The sequence below is a fragment of the Sanguibacter sp. Z41_6 genome, assembly GCF_059621145.1.
Map to the genome: position 1 here is coordinate 501,205 of NZ_JCAQIF010000003.1, position 15,735 is coordinate 516,939.

The 15,735-nt window shown below is 71.8% G+C and carries 15 protein-coding genes, 1 pseudogene and 1 riboswitch; of the genes and pseudogenes, 7 read left to right on the forward strand and 9 right to left on the reverse strand.

The features are described 5' to 3' along the window. Positions 1–59: 59 nt before the first annotated feature. The 3 genes from AC54T1_RS09925 to thiE all read right to left on the reverse strand — a co-directional run bounded on the left by AC54T1_RS09925 (position 60) and on the right by thiE (position 3,470). On the reverse strand, positions 60–1,058 hold the full coding sequence (locus AC54T1_RS09925) for a hypothetical protein (RefSeq protein ID WP_496911838.1): 999 nt from the start codon (positions 1,056–1,058) through the stop codon (positions 60–62). A 77-nt stretch (positions 1,059–1,135) separates the two neighbouring features. Beyond that, entirely contained in the window at positions 1,136–2,716 is a 1,581-nt protein-coding gene (gene guaA, locus AC54T1_RS09930; RefSeq protein WP_496911839.1) for a glutamine-hydrolyzing GMP synthase, read from the reverse strand. A 34-nt stretch (positions 2,717–2,750) separates the two neighbouring features. After that, on the reverse strand, positions 2,751–3,470 hold the full coding sequence (thiE, locus tag AC54T1_RS09935) for a thiamine phosphate synthase (protein ID WP_496911840.1): 720 nt from the start codon (positions 3,468–3,470) through the stop codon (positions 2,751–2,753). Positions 3,471–3,495: 25 nt separating this feature from the next. Next, a riboswitch (TPP riboswitch) is annotated at positions 3,496–3,579 on the forward strand. 7 nt (positions 3,580–3,586) lie between these two features. On the opposite strand from thiE, the gene thiO reads away from it, so the two are divergent. Genes thiO through AC54T1_RS09950 form a run of 3 tightly spaced genes read left to right on the forward strand, consistent with a single transcriptional unit; the run spans position 3,587 to position 5,801 of the window. Next, a complete protein-coding gene (gene thiO, locus AC54T1_RS09940; RefSeq protein ID WP_496911841.1) occupies positions 3,587–4,780 on the forward strand; it encodes a glycine oxidase ThiO in 1,194 nt (397 codons plus the stop codon). Next, complete coding sequence (thiS, locus tag AC54T1_RS09945) at positions 4,777–5,004, forward strand: sulfur carrier protein ThiS (protein WP_496911842.1); 228 nt, start codon at positions 4,777–4,779, stop codon at positions 5,002–5,004. Before thiO ends, thiS begins: the two co-directional genes overlap by 4 nt. Beyond that, a complete protein-coding gene (locus AC54T1_RS09950) occupies positions 5,001–5,801 on the forward strand; it encodes a thiazole synthase (protein ID WP_484344946.1) in 801 nt (266 codons plus the stop codon). The genes thiS and AC54T1_RS09950 overlap by 4 nt, the downstream gene beginning before the upstream one ends. 24 nt (positions 5,802–5,825) lie before the next feature. Here the strand turns inward: AC54T1_RS09950 and moeB are convergent, their stop codons facing one another. From moeB to AC54T1_RS09965, 3 genes are all read right to left on the reverse strand, one after another. Beyond that, positions 5,826–7,061 carry a molybdopterin-synthase adenylyltransferase MoeB gene (gene moeB, locus AC54T1_RS09955; protein WP_496911843.1) on the reverse strand — a complete coding sequence of 412 codons (1,236 nt, stop codon included), beginning with the start codon at positions 7,059–7,061 and terminating at the stop codon, positions 5,826–5,828. A 70-nt stretch (positions 7,062–7,131) separates the two neighbouring features. Next, positions 7,132–7,476: a Fe-S oxidoreductase gene (locus AC54T1_RS09960; RefSeq protein ID WP_496911844.1), complete on the reverse strand. Its 345-nt coding sequence runs from the start codon at positions 7,474–7,476 to the stop codon at positions 7,132–7,134. A 288-nt stretch (positions 7,477–7,764) separates the two neighbouring features. Further along, positions 7,765–8,139, reverse strand: a complete 375-nt coding sequence (locus AC54T1_RS09965; protein WP_496911845.1) for a DUF3817 domain-containing protein — start codon at positions 8,137–8,139, stop codon at positions 7,765–7,767. Between the two features lie 48 nt (positions 8,140–8,187). Between AC54T1_RS09965 and AC54T1_RS09970 the strand changes: the two genes are divergently transcribed. From AC54T1_RS09970 to AC54T1_RS09980, 3 genes are all read left to right on the forward strand, one after another. Then, positions 8,188–9,978 (forward strand): ABC transporter ATP-binding protein, encoded by a 1,791-nt coding sequence (locus AC54T1_RS09970; protein ID WP_484344942.1) that lies wholly within the window; start codon positions 8,188–8,190, stop codon positions 9,976–9,978. Further along, a complete protein-coding gene (locus AC54T1_RS09975; RefSeq protein WP_484344941.1) occupies positions 9,975–11,717 on the forward strand; it encodes an ABC transporter ATP-binding protein in 1,743 nt (580 codons plus the stop codon). The genes AC54T1_RS09970 and AC54T1_RS09975 overlap by 4 nt, the downstream gene beginning before the upstream one ends. A gap of 124 nt (positions 11,718–11,841) precedes the next feature. Further along, positions 11,842–12,537: a YceI family protein gene (locus AC54T1_RS09980; protein WP_484344940.1), complete on the forward strand. Its 696-nt coding sequence runs from the start codon at positions 11,842–11,844 to the stop codon at positions 12,535–12,537. Between the two features lie 7 nt (positions 12,538–12,544). On the opposite strand, the gene AC54T1_RS09985 is transcribed toward AC54T1_RS09980, so the two are convergent. From AC54T1_RS09985 to AC54T1_RS09995, 3 genes and pseudogenes are all read right to left on the reverse strand, one after another. Then, the gene (locus AC54T1_RS09985) at positions 12,545–13,111 is read right to left on the reverse strand and encodes a hypothetical protein (RefSeq protein ID WP_496911846.1); all 567 of its coding nucleotides are present in this window, start codon (positions 13,109–13,111) and stop codon (positions 12,545–12,547) included. Positions 13,112–14,376: 1,265 nt separating this feature from the next. Further along, a pseudogene (locus AC54T1_RS09990) lies at positions 14,377–14,997 on the reverse strand (SURF1 family protein). 6 nt (positions 14,998–15,003) lie between these two features. Continuing rightward, complete coding sequence (locus tag AC54T1_RS09995; RefSeq protein WP_496911847.1) at positions 15,004–15,297, reverse strand: hypothetical protein; 294 nt, start codon at positions 15,295–15,297, stop codon at positions 15,004–15,006. On the opposite strand from AC54T1_RS09995, the gene AC54T1_RS10000 reads away from it, so the two are divergent. After that, positions 15,297–15,731, forward strand: coding sequence for a YceI family protein (locus AC54T1_RS10000; protein WP_484344937.1), 435 nt, complete (start codon positions 15,297–15,299; stop codon positions 15,729–15,731). The genes AC54T1_RS09995 and AC54T1_RS10000 overlap by 1 nt on opposite strands. Positions 15,732–15,735 lie beyond the last annotated feature (4 nt).

A 15,735-nucleotide genomic window follows, 5' to 3' on the forward strand; every position in this document is an offset into this window, starting at 1 on the left:
GAACGAGGACGGGCACCGGGGGTCTCCCCCCGGTGCCCGTCCTCGTTGTCGGGCGTCCCTCAGCTGCCGGACGAGCCTCGCGCGTCGTCGGCCGGCGGGACGCGGTCGGCGGGCGACGCCCATCCGGCCGGGCGCCCGTCCGTCTCCGGACGTCCCACACCATCGGGCCGGGAGCCCTCGGCGGACGAGTCCTCCGCGGAGACCGCGGGCTGGACGGCGGTCGCGTCGGACGCCGACGCGGCAGTGGCCGGCCGCAGGCCCGCCGGTGCGGGAGACGAACCGATGCGGTCGGTGCGGCTCAGCCGGACCGGGTCCTCGCGCGGGGCGACGGGAGTCGCACCCGTGGCGGGGGCGGCGTCGTGCTGGGACGCGGCCCGGCCCGAGGCCGGGACGATCGGCGTGGCGGTCGTGGACGGTGCCGCGTCGGAGCGCTGTGCGGCCGGCGTCGTCACAGACGACGCGATGGGTCCGCTGCGCCGCGTCCCGGGCTCCTTGCTCGCCTCGGCCGGCAGGCCGGCCTCGTGGCGCGTGCTGTCCGCACGCGACGTGTCGGTGCGTGCCGAGCGGCCGCCGCGGTCCCCGCGGTCGCCGCCGTCACGGTCGTCCGAGGTCTCGACGACGACCGGCGGTCCACCGGCCATACGGCGCAGCGCCCACCCGTTGATGATGAAGAGGATCCCGAGGCCCATGACGAGGGCCGCCACGCCGAACGACACGACCGACGTGAAGAGCGACGCTCGCAGGAACGACGCGTTCATCACCGTCTCGCGCCGCTCGTCGCCCTGCCCGAGCTCCGCGTACGTGTTGCCGTCGGACGCCTCGAGAGCGTGCTTGTTGATGACGTCAGCCTGGGCGAAGGCCGAGAACGGGTCGTTGACCTTCTTCCCCGCGAGGAAGGACGCGTCCTCGGAGACGGTGATCTCCTCGTCCGCCAGCTTGTCCGCGACCGCCCACCACGTGATGCCACCCGCGATGAGGAGGACCACTCCCGCGATGAGCGTCAGCAGCCCGACGACCCCCACACCCTTGCTCTGCCTGATCGTGACCTTGCTCGCCATCGTGCACTCCTTCGTTGGTCGTGCCTGCATGCTCTCTGTCCCACCGTAGCGAGAGGGCTACGGATGCGGGCGGTGAGTCACTCCCACTCGATGGTGCCCGGTGGCTTGCTCGTGACGTCCAGGACGACACGGTTGACGTCCTTGACCTCGTTGGTGATGCGCGTGGAGATGGTCGCCAGCACGTCGTACGGCAGGCGGGTCCAGTCGGCTGTCATCGCGTCCTCGGAGGACACGGGACGCAGGACGATGGGGTGCCCGTAGGTGCGCCCGTCGCCCTGCACGCCGACGGACCGCACGTCGCCGAGCAGCACGACGGGGCACTGCCAGATCTCCCGGTCGAGGCCGGCGCGCGTGAGCTCCTCGCGGGCGATCGCGTCCGCGGCACGGAGGATCTCCAGCCGCTCGCCGGTGACCTCTCCGACGATCCGGATCCCGAGGCCGGGCCCAGGGAACGGCTGGCGCCAGACGATGCCCTCGGGCACGCCGAGCTCGAGGCCGACGGCCCGCACCTCGTCCTTGAACAGGGTGCGCAGCGGCTCCACGAGGGAGAACTGCAGGTCGTCAGGGAGCCCGCCGACGTTGTGGTGGCTCTTGATGTTCGCAGCACCCTCACCACCGCCGGACTCGACGACGTCCGGGTAGAGCGTGCCTTGCACGAGGAACTTCACCTCGTCACCGTGCGCTCCCGCGTCGGCGACGACCTCGCGCGCGGCGTCCTCGAACACGCGGATGAACTCACGGCCGATGATCTTGCGCTTCGTCTCGGGGTCGCTCACCCCGGCGAGCGCCTGGAGGAAACGCTGCTGGGCGTTGACGACCTTGAGCTGCACGCCGGTGGCGTCGACGAAGTCCTTCTCGACCTGCTCGGCCTCACCGGCCCGCAGCAGACCGTGGTCGACGAACACGCAGGTGAGCTGGTCTCCGACGGCCTTCTGCACGAGCGCGGCCGCCACGGAGGAGTCGACGCCGCCGGAGAGGCCGCAGACGACCCGGGCGTCGCCCACCTGCGCGCGGATGATCTCGACCTGGTCGGCGATGACGTTGCCGGGCGTCCAGTCGGGTGCGAGCCCGGCGCCGCGGTAGAGGAAGTTCTCGATCGCCTTCTGGCCGAGGGGCGAGTGCCTGACCTCGGGGTGCCACTGCACGCCGTAGAGGTGACGCTCCGTGTCCTCGAACGCGGCCACGGGCGAGCCGGCCGACGTCGCGAGGACCTCGAAGCCCTCGGGGGCGGAGTGCACGGCGTCGCCGTGGCTCATCCACGTCGTCTGCTGCTCGGGCGATCCCTCGAGGAGGGAACCGGGGTGGTTGATCTCGACGAACGTCCCGCCGTACTCGGACAGGCCGGTCTGGGCGACGGATCCTCCGAGCGCCTTGGCCATCGCCTGGAAGCCGTAGCAGATGCCCAGGACAGGGACGCCGGCGGTGAACAGCTCAGGGTCGACGAACGGGGCGCCCGTGGCGTAGACGGACGACGGACCGCCCGAGAGGATGATCGCCGCCGGGTCCTTCGCGAGCATCTGCTCGACCGTGAAGGTGCTGGGGACGATCTCGGAGTACACGTTGGCCTCGCGGACACGGCGCGCGATGAGCTGGGCGTACTGGGCACCGAAGTCCACGACGAGGACGGGGCGCGGCAAGGAGGTTGGGGTCTGCGTCACGACCCCAGGATAGTCGGCGCACGTCGGGCGGGGTTCAAGCGCCCACGACGGCGGCCCGGATCCTCCTCGTCGCCTCCGCGGGGTCGCTCGCGTCCGTGATCGCCCGGACGACGACGACACGACGCGCACCGGCGTCGAGGACGGGTCGCAGCGTCGCGAGGTCGATCCCGCCGATCGCGAACCAGGGCGTCGTCGGGGCGAGGCGTGCGACGTCCCGCACGGCGTCCACGCCGACGGCGGACCGGCCAGGCTTCGTCGGAGTGGCATGGACCGGGCCGACGCAGAAGTAGTCGACGTCCGGGTCGGCGTCCGCTGCTACGGCCTGCTCCCCGCCGCGCGTGGAGCGTCCGATGCCGACGGACGGGCCGACGAGGCCGCGCGCGACGGTGACCGGCAGGTCGCGCTGGCCGGTGTGCAGGATCTGCGCTCCTGCCGCTGTCGCCACGTCGGCGCGGTCGTTGACGGCGAGCAGCGCGCCCTCCTCCTCGGTGAGGGCGGCCATGAGCGCGAGCAGCTCGAGCTCCTCGACGACGTCCAGGGACCGGTCCCGCAGCTGGATGACGTCGACACCGGCCCGCAGCACGGTGCGGACGAACGCCGCGAAGTCCGCCCGGTCGCCGCGGTCCGCGCGCGCGTCGGTGCACAGGTACAGCCGGGCGTCGGCCAGGCGGCGGCGCACGGACGCGCGGGCCGCGAGAGAGCCCGTGGCGCTGTCGTCGGGCAGGGGGGCCGCGCCGTGCTCCGTGAGCGTCATGGGGCGTGAGTGTACTGTGGCTGACGCACGGGAGCCCCGCACACGGCGGGGCTGAGAGGGCGTCACGCCGACCGTCGAACCTGCTCTGGGTCATGCCAGCGAAGGGAGCACAGCGCATGCGCGCACCTGTCGATCGGTCCACGCCCGCTCGCCCCACGACGAGCGACGTCCTCGTCGTGGGGCTCGGCATCATCGGTGCCACGGCCGCATGGCGCGCCCTGCGCGCAGGCCTCACCGTCACCTGCCTCGATCCGGCGCCCGGCACCGGCGCCACCCACGCTGCGGCGGGGATGCTCGCACCGGTCACCGAGGCGAGCTTCGGTGAGGAGTCGCTCACCGAGCTCTGTGTCGCGTCGGCCGGGCGGTGGCCGGCCTTCGCGGCGGAGCTCGAGGACGCGACGGGCAGCCCCACCGGACTGCAGGCGTGCGGCACGCTGTCCGTGGCGTACGACCAGGCCGACGCCGCGCAGGGCAGGCGGCTCGCGGAGCTCCACCGGGCGCTCGGCCTGAGCTCCGAGGAGCTCACCGTCTCCCAGGCGCGGGAGGAGGAGCCGTTCCTCGGCGGCCGCCTGTCCGGCGCGTACCGGGTGGCCGGCGACCACCAGGTCGACCCCCGTGCGACCCACGCCGCGTTGCTCACGGCTCTCACGGGCTCGGGTTCGGGCGGGCGGACCGCGACCATCGTGCGGCACGCGGCCGCGCGCCTCCTGCGCTCACCGTCCGGCGACGTCGTCGGCGCCGAGGACAGCGCAGGCGGGACCCACCACGCCGGCGTCGTCGTGCTCGCCGCAGGTGCGGCGTCGGGCGGGCTGCTGGGCGACGTCCCCGAGGTCGTGCTGCCGACCCGGCCGGTCATGGGCGAGGCGCTCCGGCTCGACGCGCGCGGGACGGGCTTCGGGCTGCGCCACGTCGTGCGCGGGACGGTCCAGATGCGCCCGGTCTACGTCGTGCCACGGCCCGGCGGGGAGGTGGTCGTGGGTGCGACGAGCGAGGAACGCGACGTGCCCACCGCCACGGCCGGTGGGGTCCACGCGCTCCTGCGGGACGCGCGGGCACTCGTCCCGGGCATCGACGAGCTCACGTTCGTCGAGGTCACCGCGCGGGCCCGTCCCGGGACGCCGGACAACCTGCCCCTCATCGGCCGGACGTCCGTGCCCGGCCTCGTCGCCGCGACCGGCCACCACCGCAACGGCGTCCTGCTCACCCCGCTCACCGCAGACCTCCTCGACGACCTGTTCGCGGGCCGACACGGCAGTCCTCCCCCCGCGGTCGATCCCCTCCGCTTCGCGCTCACCGGAGCGGACCGATGACCCGCGGATCGATCGTCGTCAACGGTGAGGAGCGGGCGCTCGCCGGGCTCACCGACCTCCGGTCCCTCGTCGCGCTCTACGCGCCGGCCTGCGCGTCGGACGGTGCACCGAGCGGCGTCGCGGTCGCCATCAACGACCACGTCGTCCCCCGGGGACGGTGGGCGGGCACCGGGCTCACCGTCGGGGACCGCGTCGAGATCGTCACGGCGGTGCAGGGCGGATGACCGAGGAGCCTGACGCGTTCGTCGTCGCGGGAGTCACGTTCACGTCCCGCCTCGTCATGGGCACCGGCGGGGCACCGAACCTCCTGCACCTCGAGGAGGCGCTCGTCGCCTCCGGGACCGAGCTCACGACGGTCGCGATGCGCCGCGTGAGCACGCCGCAGCCGGGTGCTGCGGGCGGCGGCACGGTGTGGGACCTGCTCGCTCGCCACGGCATCCGACCCCTGCCCAACACCGCGGGATGCTTCAACGCCCGCGAAGCCGTGCTCACCGCCGAGCTCGCCCGCGAGGCGTGCGGGACACCGTGGGTCAAGCTCGAGGTCCTCGCGGACGACGTCACGCTCCTGCCGGACCCCATCGAGCTCGTCCGGGCCGCGGACGAGCTCGTCCGGGCGGGCTTCGTCGTCCTGCCGTACACCAACGACGACCCGGTGCTCGCACGCAAGCTCCAGGACGTGGGCTGCGCTGCCGTCATGCCGCTGGGCGCCCCGATCGGGTCGGGCCTCGGGATCCTCAACCCGCGCAACATCGCCGCGATCGCCGACTGGTCCTCCGTGCCCGTCATCCTCGACGCCGGGATCGGCACCGCCTCCGACGCGGCGCTGGCGATGGAGCTCGGGTGCGACGCGGTCCTGCTCGCGTCCGCCGTGACCCGGGCCGCGGACCCGGTGCGCATGGCCCGCGCGATGCGGCTGGCCGTGGACGCCGGGCGGCTCGCAGCCGGAGCCGGCCGGATCCCGCGCAGGGAGCAGGCGCTCGCGTCCTCCCCCACGACCGGGCTGCTCGACCTCGCGCTGTAGCGGCCCGCCGCCCACCGGGCCTGGTCAGTACACGGGCAGCCCGGGGTCGACCTCGTGCACCCACGCGAGGACGCCACCGGTGACGCTGCGCGCGTCCAGACCGCGCTCGCGCGCCGCCTCGGTCACCGCGAGCGAACGACCGCCCATCTTGCAGTAGAACGCCACCGGCCGGTCTCTCGGGAGAGCATCGAGCCCTCCGCCCGCGAGCAGCTCGTCCATGGCGACGTGGACGGACCCGGGGATCGCGACGATCTGACGCTCGTAGGCCTCCCGGACGTCGACGACGAGGACGTCGTCGCCCGTCGCGAGCATCGTGGCGAGCCGGGCGGCGCTCAGCTCGATGCCGTCGTCGGCCCTCGCGTCGTCCGTCGTCGCGGCCGGCGGGAGCCCGCAGAGCACCTCGTAGTCGACCAGCGCGACAACGGGCACGAGGTCGGGGTCCGGGTGGACGGTGAGCTGGCGCCACGTGAGCTCGAGCGCGTCGTAGACGGCCAGTCTGCCCAGGAGCGGGCGACCCGCGCCCGTGATGAGCTTGACCGCCTCGGTGACCATGACCGAGCCGACGGTCGCGCACAGCGCACCGAGCACCCCACCCTCCGCGCAGCTGGGGACGGAACCAGCCGGGGGCGGCGTCGGGAAGAGGTCTCGGTAGGTCACCGGCTCGACGCCTTCGGGCGGAGCAGCCCAGAACACGCTCGTCTGACCGTGGAACTGGAAGATCGAACCCCACACGTACGGGATCCCGAGCAGCGCGCACGCGTCGTTGACGAGATAACGGGTCGCGAAGTTGTCGGCGCCGTCGAGCACGAGGTCGTACTCCCGGAAGATCTCGAGCGCGTTCCCGGCATCGAGCCGCACCGGGTGCGTCCGCACCTCGACGTGGGGGTTGAGCGAGCGGATCCTGTCCCGGGCCGAGTCCACCTTGGGCCGGCCGACGTCGGCGACGGTGTGGATGACCTGACGCTGGAGGTTCGAGGTGTCGACGACGTCGTCGTCGACGATCCCGAGCGTCCCCACGCCGGCCGCAGCGAGGTAGAGCAGGGCGGGACTGCCCAGGCCCCCGGCTCCCACGACGAGGACACGCGCGTTCTTCAACCGGCGCTGCCCGCTCGTGCCGAGGTGGGGCAGGCTCAGGTGCCGCGCATACCGGGCGAGCTCGGCGGGCTCGAGAGGGGCGGACTCGGCGACGAGCGGCGGGAGGGCGGCCGTCGGGCCGTCGGTCGCGCGACGGGCTGCGCTGCCTGGCGTGGTGTCGGTCATCGAGGCCCCAATCGGCAGGGAGGAGTCCTGCGACTCTACCGAGCGGGGCGCGTCACAGACCGCCCCTGCGTCACGAGCACGTGTACCCACCGGCATCGAGCCCCGCGGCCTCCTCGAAGTAGTTGCCGCACGGGTCCACACCGGCTGTGACGTAGAGGAGGGCGAACGTCGGACCGAAGAGCTGCCACTGGTGCACGTGCTCGCGCTCGTGCGCGATGAGGTCGCGGCCGAGGTCCTCGCGGGACCGCCTGGTGAGGTAGGTGTCCCCGTATGTCGTCCCACCTCGCAGGACGAAAGGGACGTCCACGTCGAAGCAGACCCACAGGGCCTGCTGGATCTCGCACGTGCCCCCGTTGAGGACGGCCGCGACCCGCTGATGGAGGCCCGCCACCGCGGCGAGCCCCGTGCGGGACACGCGACAAGCCCACGCACCCGCCTCCGCCGGACCGTCCGGGCAGAGATAGCCCGCGTACGGCCCCGACCGGTAGTCAGGCGGGTCGTGCGAGGTCGCAGCGTCGTCCGGAGGCGGGTCCGCCCGGGCGGACCCGTCGACCGACCACCCAGGGGCGAGGGCCGGTCCGCCTTCCTGCACGGGCCCGTGCGCCGCGATCCCGGCAGCGAGCAGCGCGGGAAGGACGCCGCCGAGGCGTCGGGCACGTCCGCCCCCAGCCCACGCGCTCCCCCCGCGCCGATGCACGAGCGGTCACCCGTTGCGAGCGGCGGCGATCCTCGCCTCGGCGTCGCGGTGCACGCGCCGCTCGACGACGAAGGACAGGACCGGCACGACGCCGCCGAGCACGAGGACCACGAGCCGCGTCACGGGCCAGCGCATCTTGCTCCACAGGTCGACGACCGTGATGAGGTACACGACGTAGATCCACCCGTGGGCGAACGGGATCCACGCGATCCATCTGGCCGAGTCGTCGCTGATCTGCACGAGGTACACGAGCACCATCTCGACGACGAGGAGCAGCAGCATGACACCGGTGACGTACGCCATGACCCGGTAGCGCGTGAGTGCGCCCTCCGCGGCGCGGATGATCTTTGCGCGCGGATCGACCGCAGGTGCTGACGTCATGAGGACCTCCCCGAATATTCCGTCGCTCCGTGTCGGAGCCACGACGTAATGTTACTGACCGTGCTTTCGCTCCCCCGCCCGGACCCCGGGACACCGCCGTCCTCGTCCCCCACCCGCTTCCTGCTCTGGCTCGCGCGCCAGCAGCGGGGGATCCTCGCTGGCTCCATCGCCCTCGGGATCCTCACCTTCCTCGCCTCCGCCGTCTCACCGTTCGTCCTCGGCCGCGCCCTCGACGAAGGGCTCGAGAAGGGCGTCGGCCCCGAGCTCCTGCGCTGGGCCGCCCTCATGCTCGCAGCCGGCCTCACCCAGGTGGTCGCCGGCGCCGTCGGGCACCGGCTCGACGTGCAGAACTGGCTGCGCGCAGCGTTCGCGACCACCCAGCTCGTCACGCAGACCGTGGGACGCAGCGGCGACGCCGTCACCGCCACGATCCCCACGGGCGAGGTCGTGGCGACCGTCGCGACCGACACCAAGCGGCTCGGCGAGTTCTTCTTCAACTGCGCCCGCCTCATCGGTTCCCTCGTGGCGTACGCCGCCGTCGCCGTCCTCATGCTCGTCACGTCACCCGTGCTCGGCGTCGTCGTCGTCGTCGGGCTGCCGCTCGTCGCCGGGATCCTCGGACTGCTCGTCAAGCCGCTGCACCGCCGCCAGTCCGTGCACCGGGAAGCCTCCGGCGCGCTGACCACCCTCGGAGCGGACACCGTCTCCGGGCTGCGGATCCTGCGCGGCATCGGCGGTGAGAGCGTCTTCACCGACCGGTACCGCGAGCGCTCGCAGGAGGTCCGGCGAGCCGGGGTCCGGGTCGCGCAGACGCAGTCCTACCTCGATGCGCTCCAGGTGCTGCTCCCGGGGCTCTTCGTCGCCCTCGTGCTGTGGCTCGGCGCGCACCAGGCCCTCGAGGGCACCATCACGGGCGGTCAGCTGGTGACCTTCTACGGCTACGCCGCATTCCTCACGTGGCCCCTGCAGAACCTCACGCAGTCGCTGCAGATCACCACGCGCGCCGTGGTCGCCGTCCGCAAGATCTCGGCGGTGCTCGCCGTCGTGCCGTCGACCGGCGCCCAGCCGGGCACGGCCACCGCGCCGCCCCCCGGCGCGCCGCTCCTCGACACGGTGACGGGGATCGAGCTGCGCCCGGGGCGCCTCGTCGCGCTCGTGAGCGTGGACCCGGACGAGTCCGCCGCGGTCGCGACCCGGATGGGCCGGTTCGACGACACCGCCGAGGCCGCGACGCCCGTCCTCCTGGGAGGCGTGCTCCTGCGCGACCTCGACAAGGCCGTCGTCCGTGAGCGGATCGTCGTCGCGGAGGCCACGACCCAGCTGTTCTCCGGCGTGCTGCGCGACGAGCTCGACGTGCGTGACCGCGCGAGCGACGAGGAGATCCTCGCCGCTCTGCACGTCGCCGACGCCCAGGACGTGCTCGACTCGACGCCGGGCGGGCTCGCCGGTGAGCTCCCCGAGAAGGGCCGGTCGTTGTCCGGGGGCCAACGACAGCGCGTCGCCCTGGCGCGCGCTCTGCTGACGCGGGCCGAGCACCTGCTCCTCATCGAACCCACGAGCGCGGTCGACGCCCACACCGAGGCGCGGATCGCCGACCGGCTCGCCGCGGCACGGCAGGGGTTGTCGACTCTTGTCGTCACCGCGAGCCCCCTCGTCCTCGACCACGTGGACGAGGTCCTCGTCCTGCGGGACGGCGCCGTCGTCGCCAGGGGGACGCACCGCGAGCTGCTGACCGGCACGGAGCCGTCCCACGCCTACTACCGCGGCGTCGTCGGGCGTGGCCTCGACGAGGACACCGAACCTGTCTCCGCCGTTCGTATCGACAAGGAGCTCTCATGAGCAGCGTGCTGCTTCCCGTGGCCGACAGCGCCACCGTCCGGCGCCACACCGCCGGACTCCTGCGGCAGCACGGCAGCCGGCTCGCGCGCGTCGTCGTCCTGCACACGTGCGCGGCGGTGGCGGGCCTGGCCGGCCCGTTCCTGCTCGGCAGGCTCGTCGACGCCGTGACACAGGGCACGACGGCGACGTACGTCAACCGCACGGTGCTCGTGCTCGTGCTCGCCGTCGTCGCGCAGTCGGTGCTCATCCGGTTCGCGCAGCGGGGCGCGATGGTCTTCGGAGAGACCGTGTTCGCGGGCCTGCGCGAGGACTTCCTCGTCACCGTCACCGAGCTCCCGCTGTCCACGGTGGAGAAGTCCGGCACCGGTGACCTGCTCGGCCGGACGACGAACGACGTCGACCTCATCCAGCACGCGGTGCGGTTCGGTGTCCCCCGCATCCTCGTCTCGATCGTCACCGTGCTGCTGACGATCGTGGCAGCGTTCTTCGCCGCTCCGCACGTCGCCGTCGCGCTCCTCGTCGGGACGCCCATCTTCGTTCTCGTCGGACGGTGGTACCTGCCCCGCGCCGCGCCGGCCTACCGGCGCGAGTCGGCCGCCTACGCGACGATCAACGGCACCGTGTCCGAGTCCGTCGAGGGTGCGCGCACCGTCGACGCGCTCAACCTCGCCGACCGCCGCCGGCGGCGCGTCCGTTCCGACCTGTCCGAGGCGTTCGAGGCCGAGCGCCAGACCCTCAAGCTCCGCACCGTGCTCATCCCCGGGATGGACAGCGCGTTCATGATCGCACCGGTGGCCGTGCTCCTGTGGGGCGCGTACATGATCTCCACGGGCAACGCGAGCGTCGGAGCGGTCACCACCGTCGTGCTCTACGCCTCACAGCTCATCGGCCCGATCTGGGAGCTCATCTTCTGGCTCGACGAGACGCAGGTCGCCGCGACCTCGCTCTCCCGGATCATCGGCGTGGGCCTCGTCGAGCGCGACCGGGAAGCCGGGGACGCCGTTCCGCAGGACGAGCACATCGTCGCCACCGGCGTGCGGTACGCCTACCGGGAGGGGCACGACGTCCTGCACGGGATCGACCTCGACCTCGCTGTCGGGGAGCGCCTCGCGGTCGTCGGGCCGTCCGGTGCGGGCAAGTCCACGCTGGGTCGGATGCTCGCGGGGATCCACCCCCCCACCGGTGGTGCGGTGACCGTCGGCGGCGTCCCCCTCGTCGAGCTGCCCCTCGAGGACCTGCGCCGTCACGTCGCTCTCGTCACCCAGGAGCACCACGTGTTCGTCGGCACGCTCGCGGCGAACCTGCGCCTGGCGGACGTCACGGCCGACGACGCCGCGCTGCTCGAGGCGCTCGACGCGGTCGACGCGCTCGGCTGGGTCACCGCACTCCCGGACGGCCTGGGCACGGAGGTCGGCTCCGGCGGGCACGTGCTCACCCCGGCGCAGGCCCAGCAGGTGGCGCTCGCGCGCCTCGTCCTGCTCGACCCGCACACCCTCGTCCTCGACGAGGCCACGTCGCTGCTCGACCCGCGAGCGGCCCGGCACCTGGAGCGCTCGCTCAACGCCGTGCTCACGGGCCGGACCGTCGTGGCGATCGCGCACCGGCTGCACACCGCGCACGACGCCGACCGCGTGGCCGTCGTCGACGCCGGCCGGATCTCCGAGATCGGTTCGCACGACGAGCTCGTCGCGGCGGACGGCGAGTACGCGCGGCTGTGGCACAGCTGGCAGCAGGCGTGAGCATGCACGGCCGCCGGGCCCCGGACCGGCGGCCGTGCCACGCTGTGTGCGGTGGGTCTCAGCGAAGTCCCAGTTCCACATGCCGTACTAGTGGCTCAACCGTCTCGCGCCCTGGAGCCTGCTCGTGAACAGAAAGCTCGTCATCGTCCTCGTGGCCGCGGTGCTCGCCGTCCTCGCCGTCGTGGCGGGCACGGCTCTGTACGCGCAGATCCAGAACGACAAGGCGCCGGACGAGCTGAGCCTGTCCCCGACCGACGACGCGTCGGCGGACCCGGACGCCCCCAGCACCCCGCCCCTGTCCGCCGAGAGCCTCGCGGGCGACTGGACCGTCGCGGCCACGTCACGGGCCGGGTACCGGGTCGACGAGGTGCTCAACGGCCAGGACGTCACGGTCGTCGGGCGGACGGACGACGTCTCGGGCACGCTCACGGTCGAGGGCACCGAGCTCACCGCCGCGGAGGTCACGGTGGACATGACGACCGTGACGACCGACTCGGACTCCCGCGACGGGCAGTTCCTCGAGATCCTCCGGACGGACGACTTCCCGACGGCGACGTTCACCCTCACCGAGCCCGTGGACGTCGCCGGGATCACCGAGGGCATGGTGACCGGCGAGGCCCGCGGCGCCCTGACGATCGCCGGCCAGACGCAGTCGGTCACGGTCTCCCTCGAGGCGCAGACCACGGCGGAGGGCACGGTGGAGGTCTCGGGCCAGATCCCCGTGACGTTCTCGGACTACGGCATCGAGGCGCCCGACCTCGGCTTCGTCAAGGTCGAGGACTCCGGCGCCGTGGAGATGCTGCTCGTCCTCACGCGCTGACGCGGTGCTACCGAGACCAGAAGGACGATGGCATCCGGGCAATCGTCTGCTGGTACAGCTCCGCGTTCTTGCAGGTCAGCAGCACCTCGGACGCTCCGGACTCGATGTTCACGCCCAACAAGGCGAACGTTCTCCCCTTCTGCGTGAGTGTGAGAACCCGGTCGTCCTCGATGAAGCCCTGCAAGCGGACCGACTTCTCGAAGGGGACGGCCAGGTTCGACCCCGGAAGGAACGGCAGCGGATGGAGCTCGTCCGTCGTGATGTCGAAGGTCCACGCGACGCCGTCCCGGTCGACGACGAGCAGCTGGGCGCTGTCGGGCGTCCACGCGAGCGAGCCGACGAGCGAGAGGCCGTCCCTGCAGACGACAACCTCGCCAGATTCCGGATCGAACACCAGGACAGAGGTGACTTCCGTCGTGTGCCCTTCCCGGAGATGACGCACGGAGAACGCGATGAAGCGGCCGTCGGGTGACCACTGCACCGCCAGGTCGTCGGGTCCCGCGCTTCTGACCCCGGCCAGGGTCAGCAGCTCTCTCGGCTGCGCGTCCGAGAAGAAGCAGACGGAGAGCGTCACCCGAGAGATGGAGCGACCAGCAGCGACACTCGCGGACGGCGCAAACCAGTCGGCAGCCACCGCGACGCGCTCCCCCTGGGGGTCCGGAGAGAACGCTCTCGAGTTCCTATAGTCACCTGGAGCGTCATATCGCGCTCGCCTTACCGCGCCGGTCGTGAAATCCAACCGGTAGATGCCGAGGCTCCGACGTTGCCTCGCTGGGACTGCTCCATCCGGGTGCTCGCGTTCGAAGATCAGGGCTCGGCCACCTGGCACGAGCACATCTCGGGAGTTCGGATGTGTCCTGTCCAAGTCTGGAAGCGGAACCAGCGCTCCAGACGTACGCAGCCACACGTGGTCGCCCCCCGACGCTCCGTCGACATTACCGACCAGAGCGATCGCTTCCCCTGTAGGACCGAGCGGTTCTTCTTGGCGCGTGCACAGTCGACGATCGAAAGGGGCGCGATGACTGAGCCATTGCGACATGCGCTGATGATATGCGTCGCACGCTGCGGCTTGCCATCCCTGCCCGCTCTGCTAGATCGATCAATCCGTCCCGCTGCGCCGCGATTATTAGTTGGCTACCGCGTTTACCCCTTGGCCCCACCTCGAACTACGCTCTTCCAGGCAGAACCGTTTGTGACTAGCCTCGCGCTCGGCGACCCGCCGGGGGACGCCGACAGGAAGGGACTGCGCAAATAGTCCGACGACCGCCGTCGGGGTCGCGCTGCCAGTGCGCGCCAATGGGCAGCAGATCCGCGCACGCGATTCGATCAAGGACTCCTGTTTCGAGCAAGCCCAGGATGCGGTCATTTCACGAGGCGCCTGCTCCGACTCGAGGATCCGACAAGCGGAACGGATCGCACAAACAAGGTTCACCCAGGCGTTGAGCACCAAAGATCAGTACCCCGAAAAAGACATAATCAGCCCTAGCACTCAGTGGGAAGTCCGCATCCCGCGCCCTTGGAATTCTTCAAATAATGGCTACGCGGACGTCATCAAGTACGACTTCACAGACGGTCGCGATCCAGCGAACGTCGTTGTCGAAGTCTGGGAAGTGAAAGGCTCCTGCACCTACAACCTCAGCCTCCTGCTCGTCCTGTAGAAGTAGCCGGTGCGACCTAGGCTCTTTACGACGGCGCCGTCGAAGTCTCGGGTCAGATCCCGTGACGTTCTCGGATCACGGCGTCGAGGCGCCGGACCTCAGCTTCGTCGACGTCGAGGAAGCAGGCACCGGCACCGGCACCGTGGGGATGCTGCTCGTTCTCCCCCGCTGACGCGGAGTCTCAGGCGCCGCGCGCCGCCTGCTCCGCGAACGGGTCGAGCTGCGCCCCACCGTTGCGCAGGCGCGTCTCGTCGCGGACGAGCCTGAGCCACAGCGCGACGGCGAAGCCTCCGAAGATCCACCACTGGAGCGCGTAGAAGAGGTTCTGGAGATCGAGGCCGTCCCCACCCTCGATGCTCGGACGCGGCAGGAGCTCGACCACGTCCGACTGCCCCGGGTCCGAGCTCGACTCGACGAGGTACCCGGAATAGATCGGACCACCCCAGACGTTCGCGAGCGCAGCCGAGCTCACGGCGTCCGTCCGACCGTCCGCGATCCCGGTCTCCCCGGTGGCTTCAGAGGACTGCAGGTAGCCGGTGAGCCGGACGGGCCCGGCGGGCGGCGCGAGCTCGTTCACCGATGCGTCGGTCGGTCCCGCCGCGAGCACGGAGTCGCCCAGCGACTGGGGGATCCAGCCGCGGACCACGGGGAGCACCGGTGCGCCGGACAGCTCGGCCCACGAGGCGCCCTAACTGCCGTCGTCCGCCACCCGCAGAGGTGTGAGCACGAGGTAACCGGTCTCGCCGTCGAGGGCTCGGCCGGTGACGAGCAGCTGCTCCGCGGCGTCGTACTCACCCTCCACCCAGACCTACTGTCCGACGATCTCGCCCGGGAACGTCGTCTGGGGCGTCAGGACGTCGGCGAGGGGTGCGACATCGGTCGCCGCGGCCTCCGCGGCAGCGTGCTCGTCCGCCAGCTGCCCGCGTTCCTGGGCCCGGTCGAGCCAGAACGACCGCGCGCCGCAGGAGCTCGGGCTCTCGAGCACGCCCCCGGCCGAGGCCGACGCCGACGTCTCGCCGCCGGCCTCCGTCGAGGACCTCGTCGGAGAATGGACGGTGACAGCGCCGTCGGAGGCCGGGTACCGGGTCGACGAGGTGCTCAATGGCCAGGACGTCACCGTCGTCGGACGTCACCGGCATCGCCACCGTCGAGGGCGACGAGCTCACCGCGGCGGACGTCGCGGTCGACATGACGACGGTGACCACCGACTCGGGTTCCCGGGACAACCAGTTCCTCGACATCCTCCGCACGGACGACTTCCCGACGGCGCAGTTCACGCTCACGACCCCCGTCGACGTCTCGGGGCTCAGGGAGGGCGTCGTCGAAGGGCAGGCCGAGGGTGCGCTGACGATCGCCGGCGAGACGCAGACGGTGATCGTCGACCTCGAGGCGCAGTTCACGGCGGCCGGCACCGTCGAGGTGTCAGGACAGATCCCCGTGACGTTCTCGGACTACGGGATCGACGCACCCGACCTCGGGTTCGTCAACGTCGAGGACTCGGGCACCGTGGAGATGCTCCTCGTCCTCACACGCTGACGCG

Bases quoted from the DNA above. Each gene is read 5' to 3' on its own strand.
- AC54T1_RS09925 (WP_496911838.1), bottom strand. From the start codon at position 1,058: ATGGCGAGCAAGGTCACGATCAGGCAGAGCAAGGGTGTGGGGGTCGTC.
- thiE (WP_496911840.1), bottom strand. From the start codon at position 3,470: ATGACGCTCACGGAGCACGGCGCGGCCCCCCTGCCCGACGACAGCGCC.
- thiO (WP_496911841.1), top strand. From the start codon at position 3,587: ATGCGCGCACCTGTCGATCGGTCCACGCCCGCTCGCCCCACGACGAGC.
- thiS (WP_496911842.1), top strand. From the start codon at position 4,777: ATGACCCGCGGATCGATCGTCGTCAACGGTGAGGAGCGGGCGCTCGCC.
- AC54T1_RS09950 (WP_484344946.1), top strand. From the start codon at position 5,001: ATGACCGAGGAGCCTGACGCGTTCGTCGTCGCGGGAGTCACGTTCACG.
- moeB (WP_496911843.1), bottom strand. From the start codon at position 7,061: ATGACCGACACCACGCCAGGCAGCGCAGCCCGTCGCGCGACCGACGGC.
- AC54T1_RS09965 (WP_496911845.1), bottom strand. From the start codon at position 8,139: ATGACGTCAGCACCTGCGGTCGATCCGCGCGCAAAGATCATCCGCGCC.
- AC54T1_RS09970 (WP_484344942.1), top strand. From the start codon at position 8,188: ATGTTACTGACCGTGCTTTCGCTCCCCCGCCCGGACCCCGGGACACCG.
- AC54T1_RS09975 (WP_484344941.1), top strand. From the start codon at position 9,975: ATGAGCAGCGTGCTGCTTCCCGTGGCCGACAGCGCCACCGTCCGGCGC.
- AC54T1_RS10000 (WP_484344937.1), top strand. From the start codon at position 15,297: ATGGCCAGGACGTCACCGTCGTCGGACGTCACCGGCATCGCCACCGTC.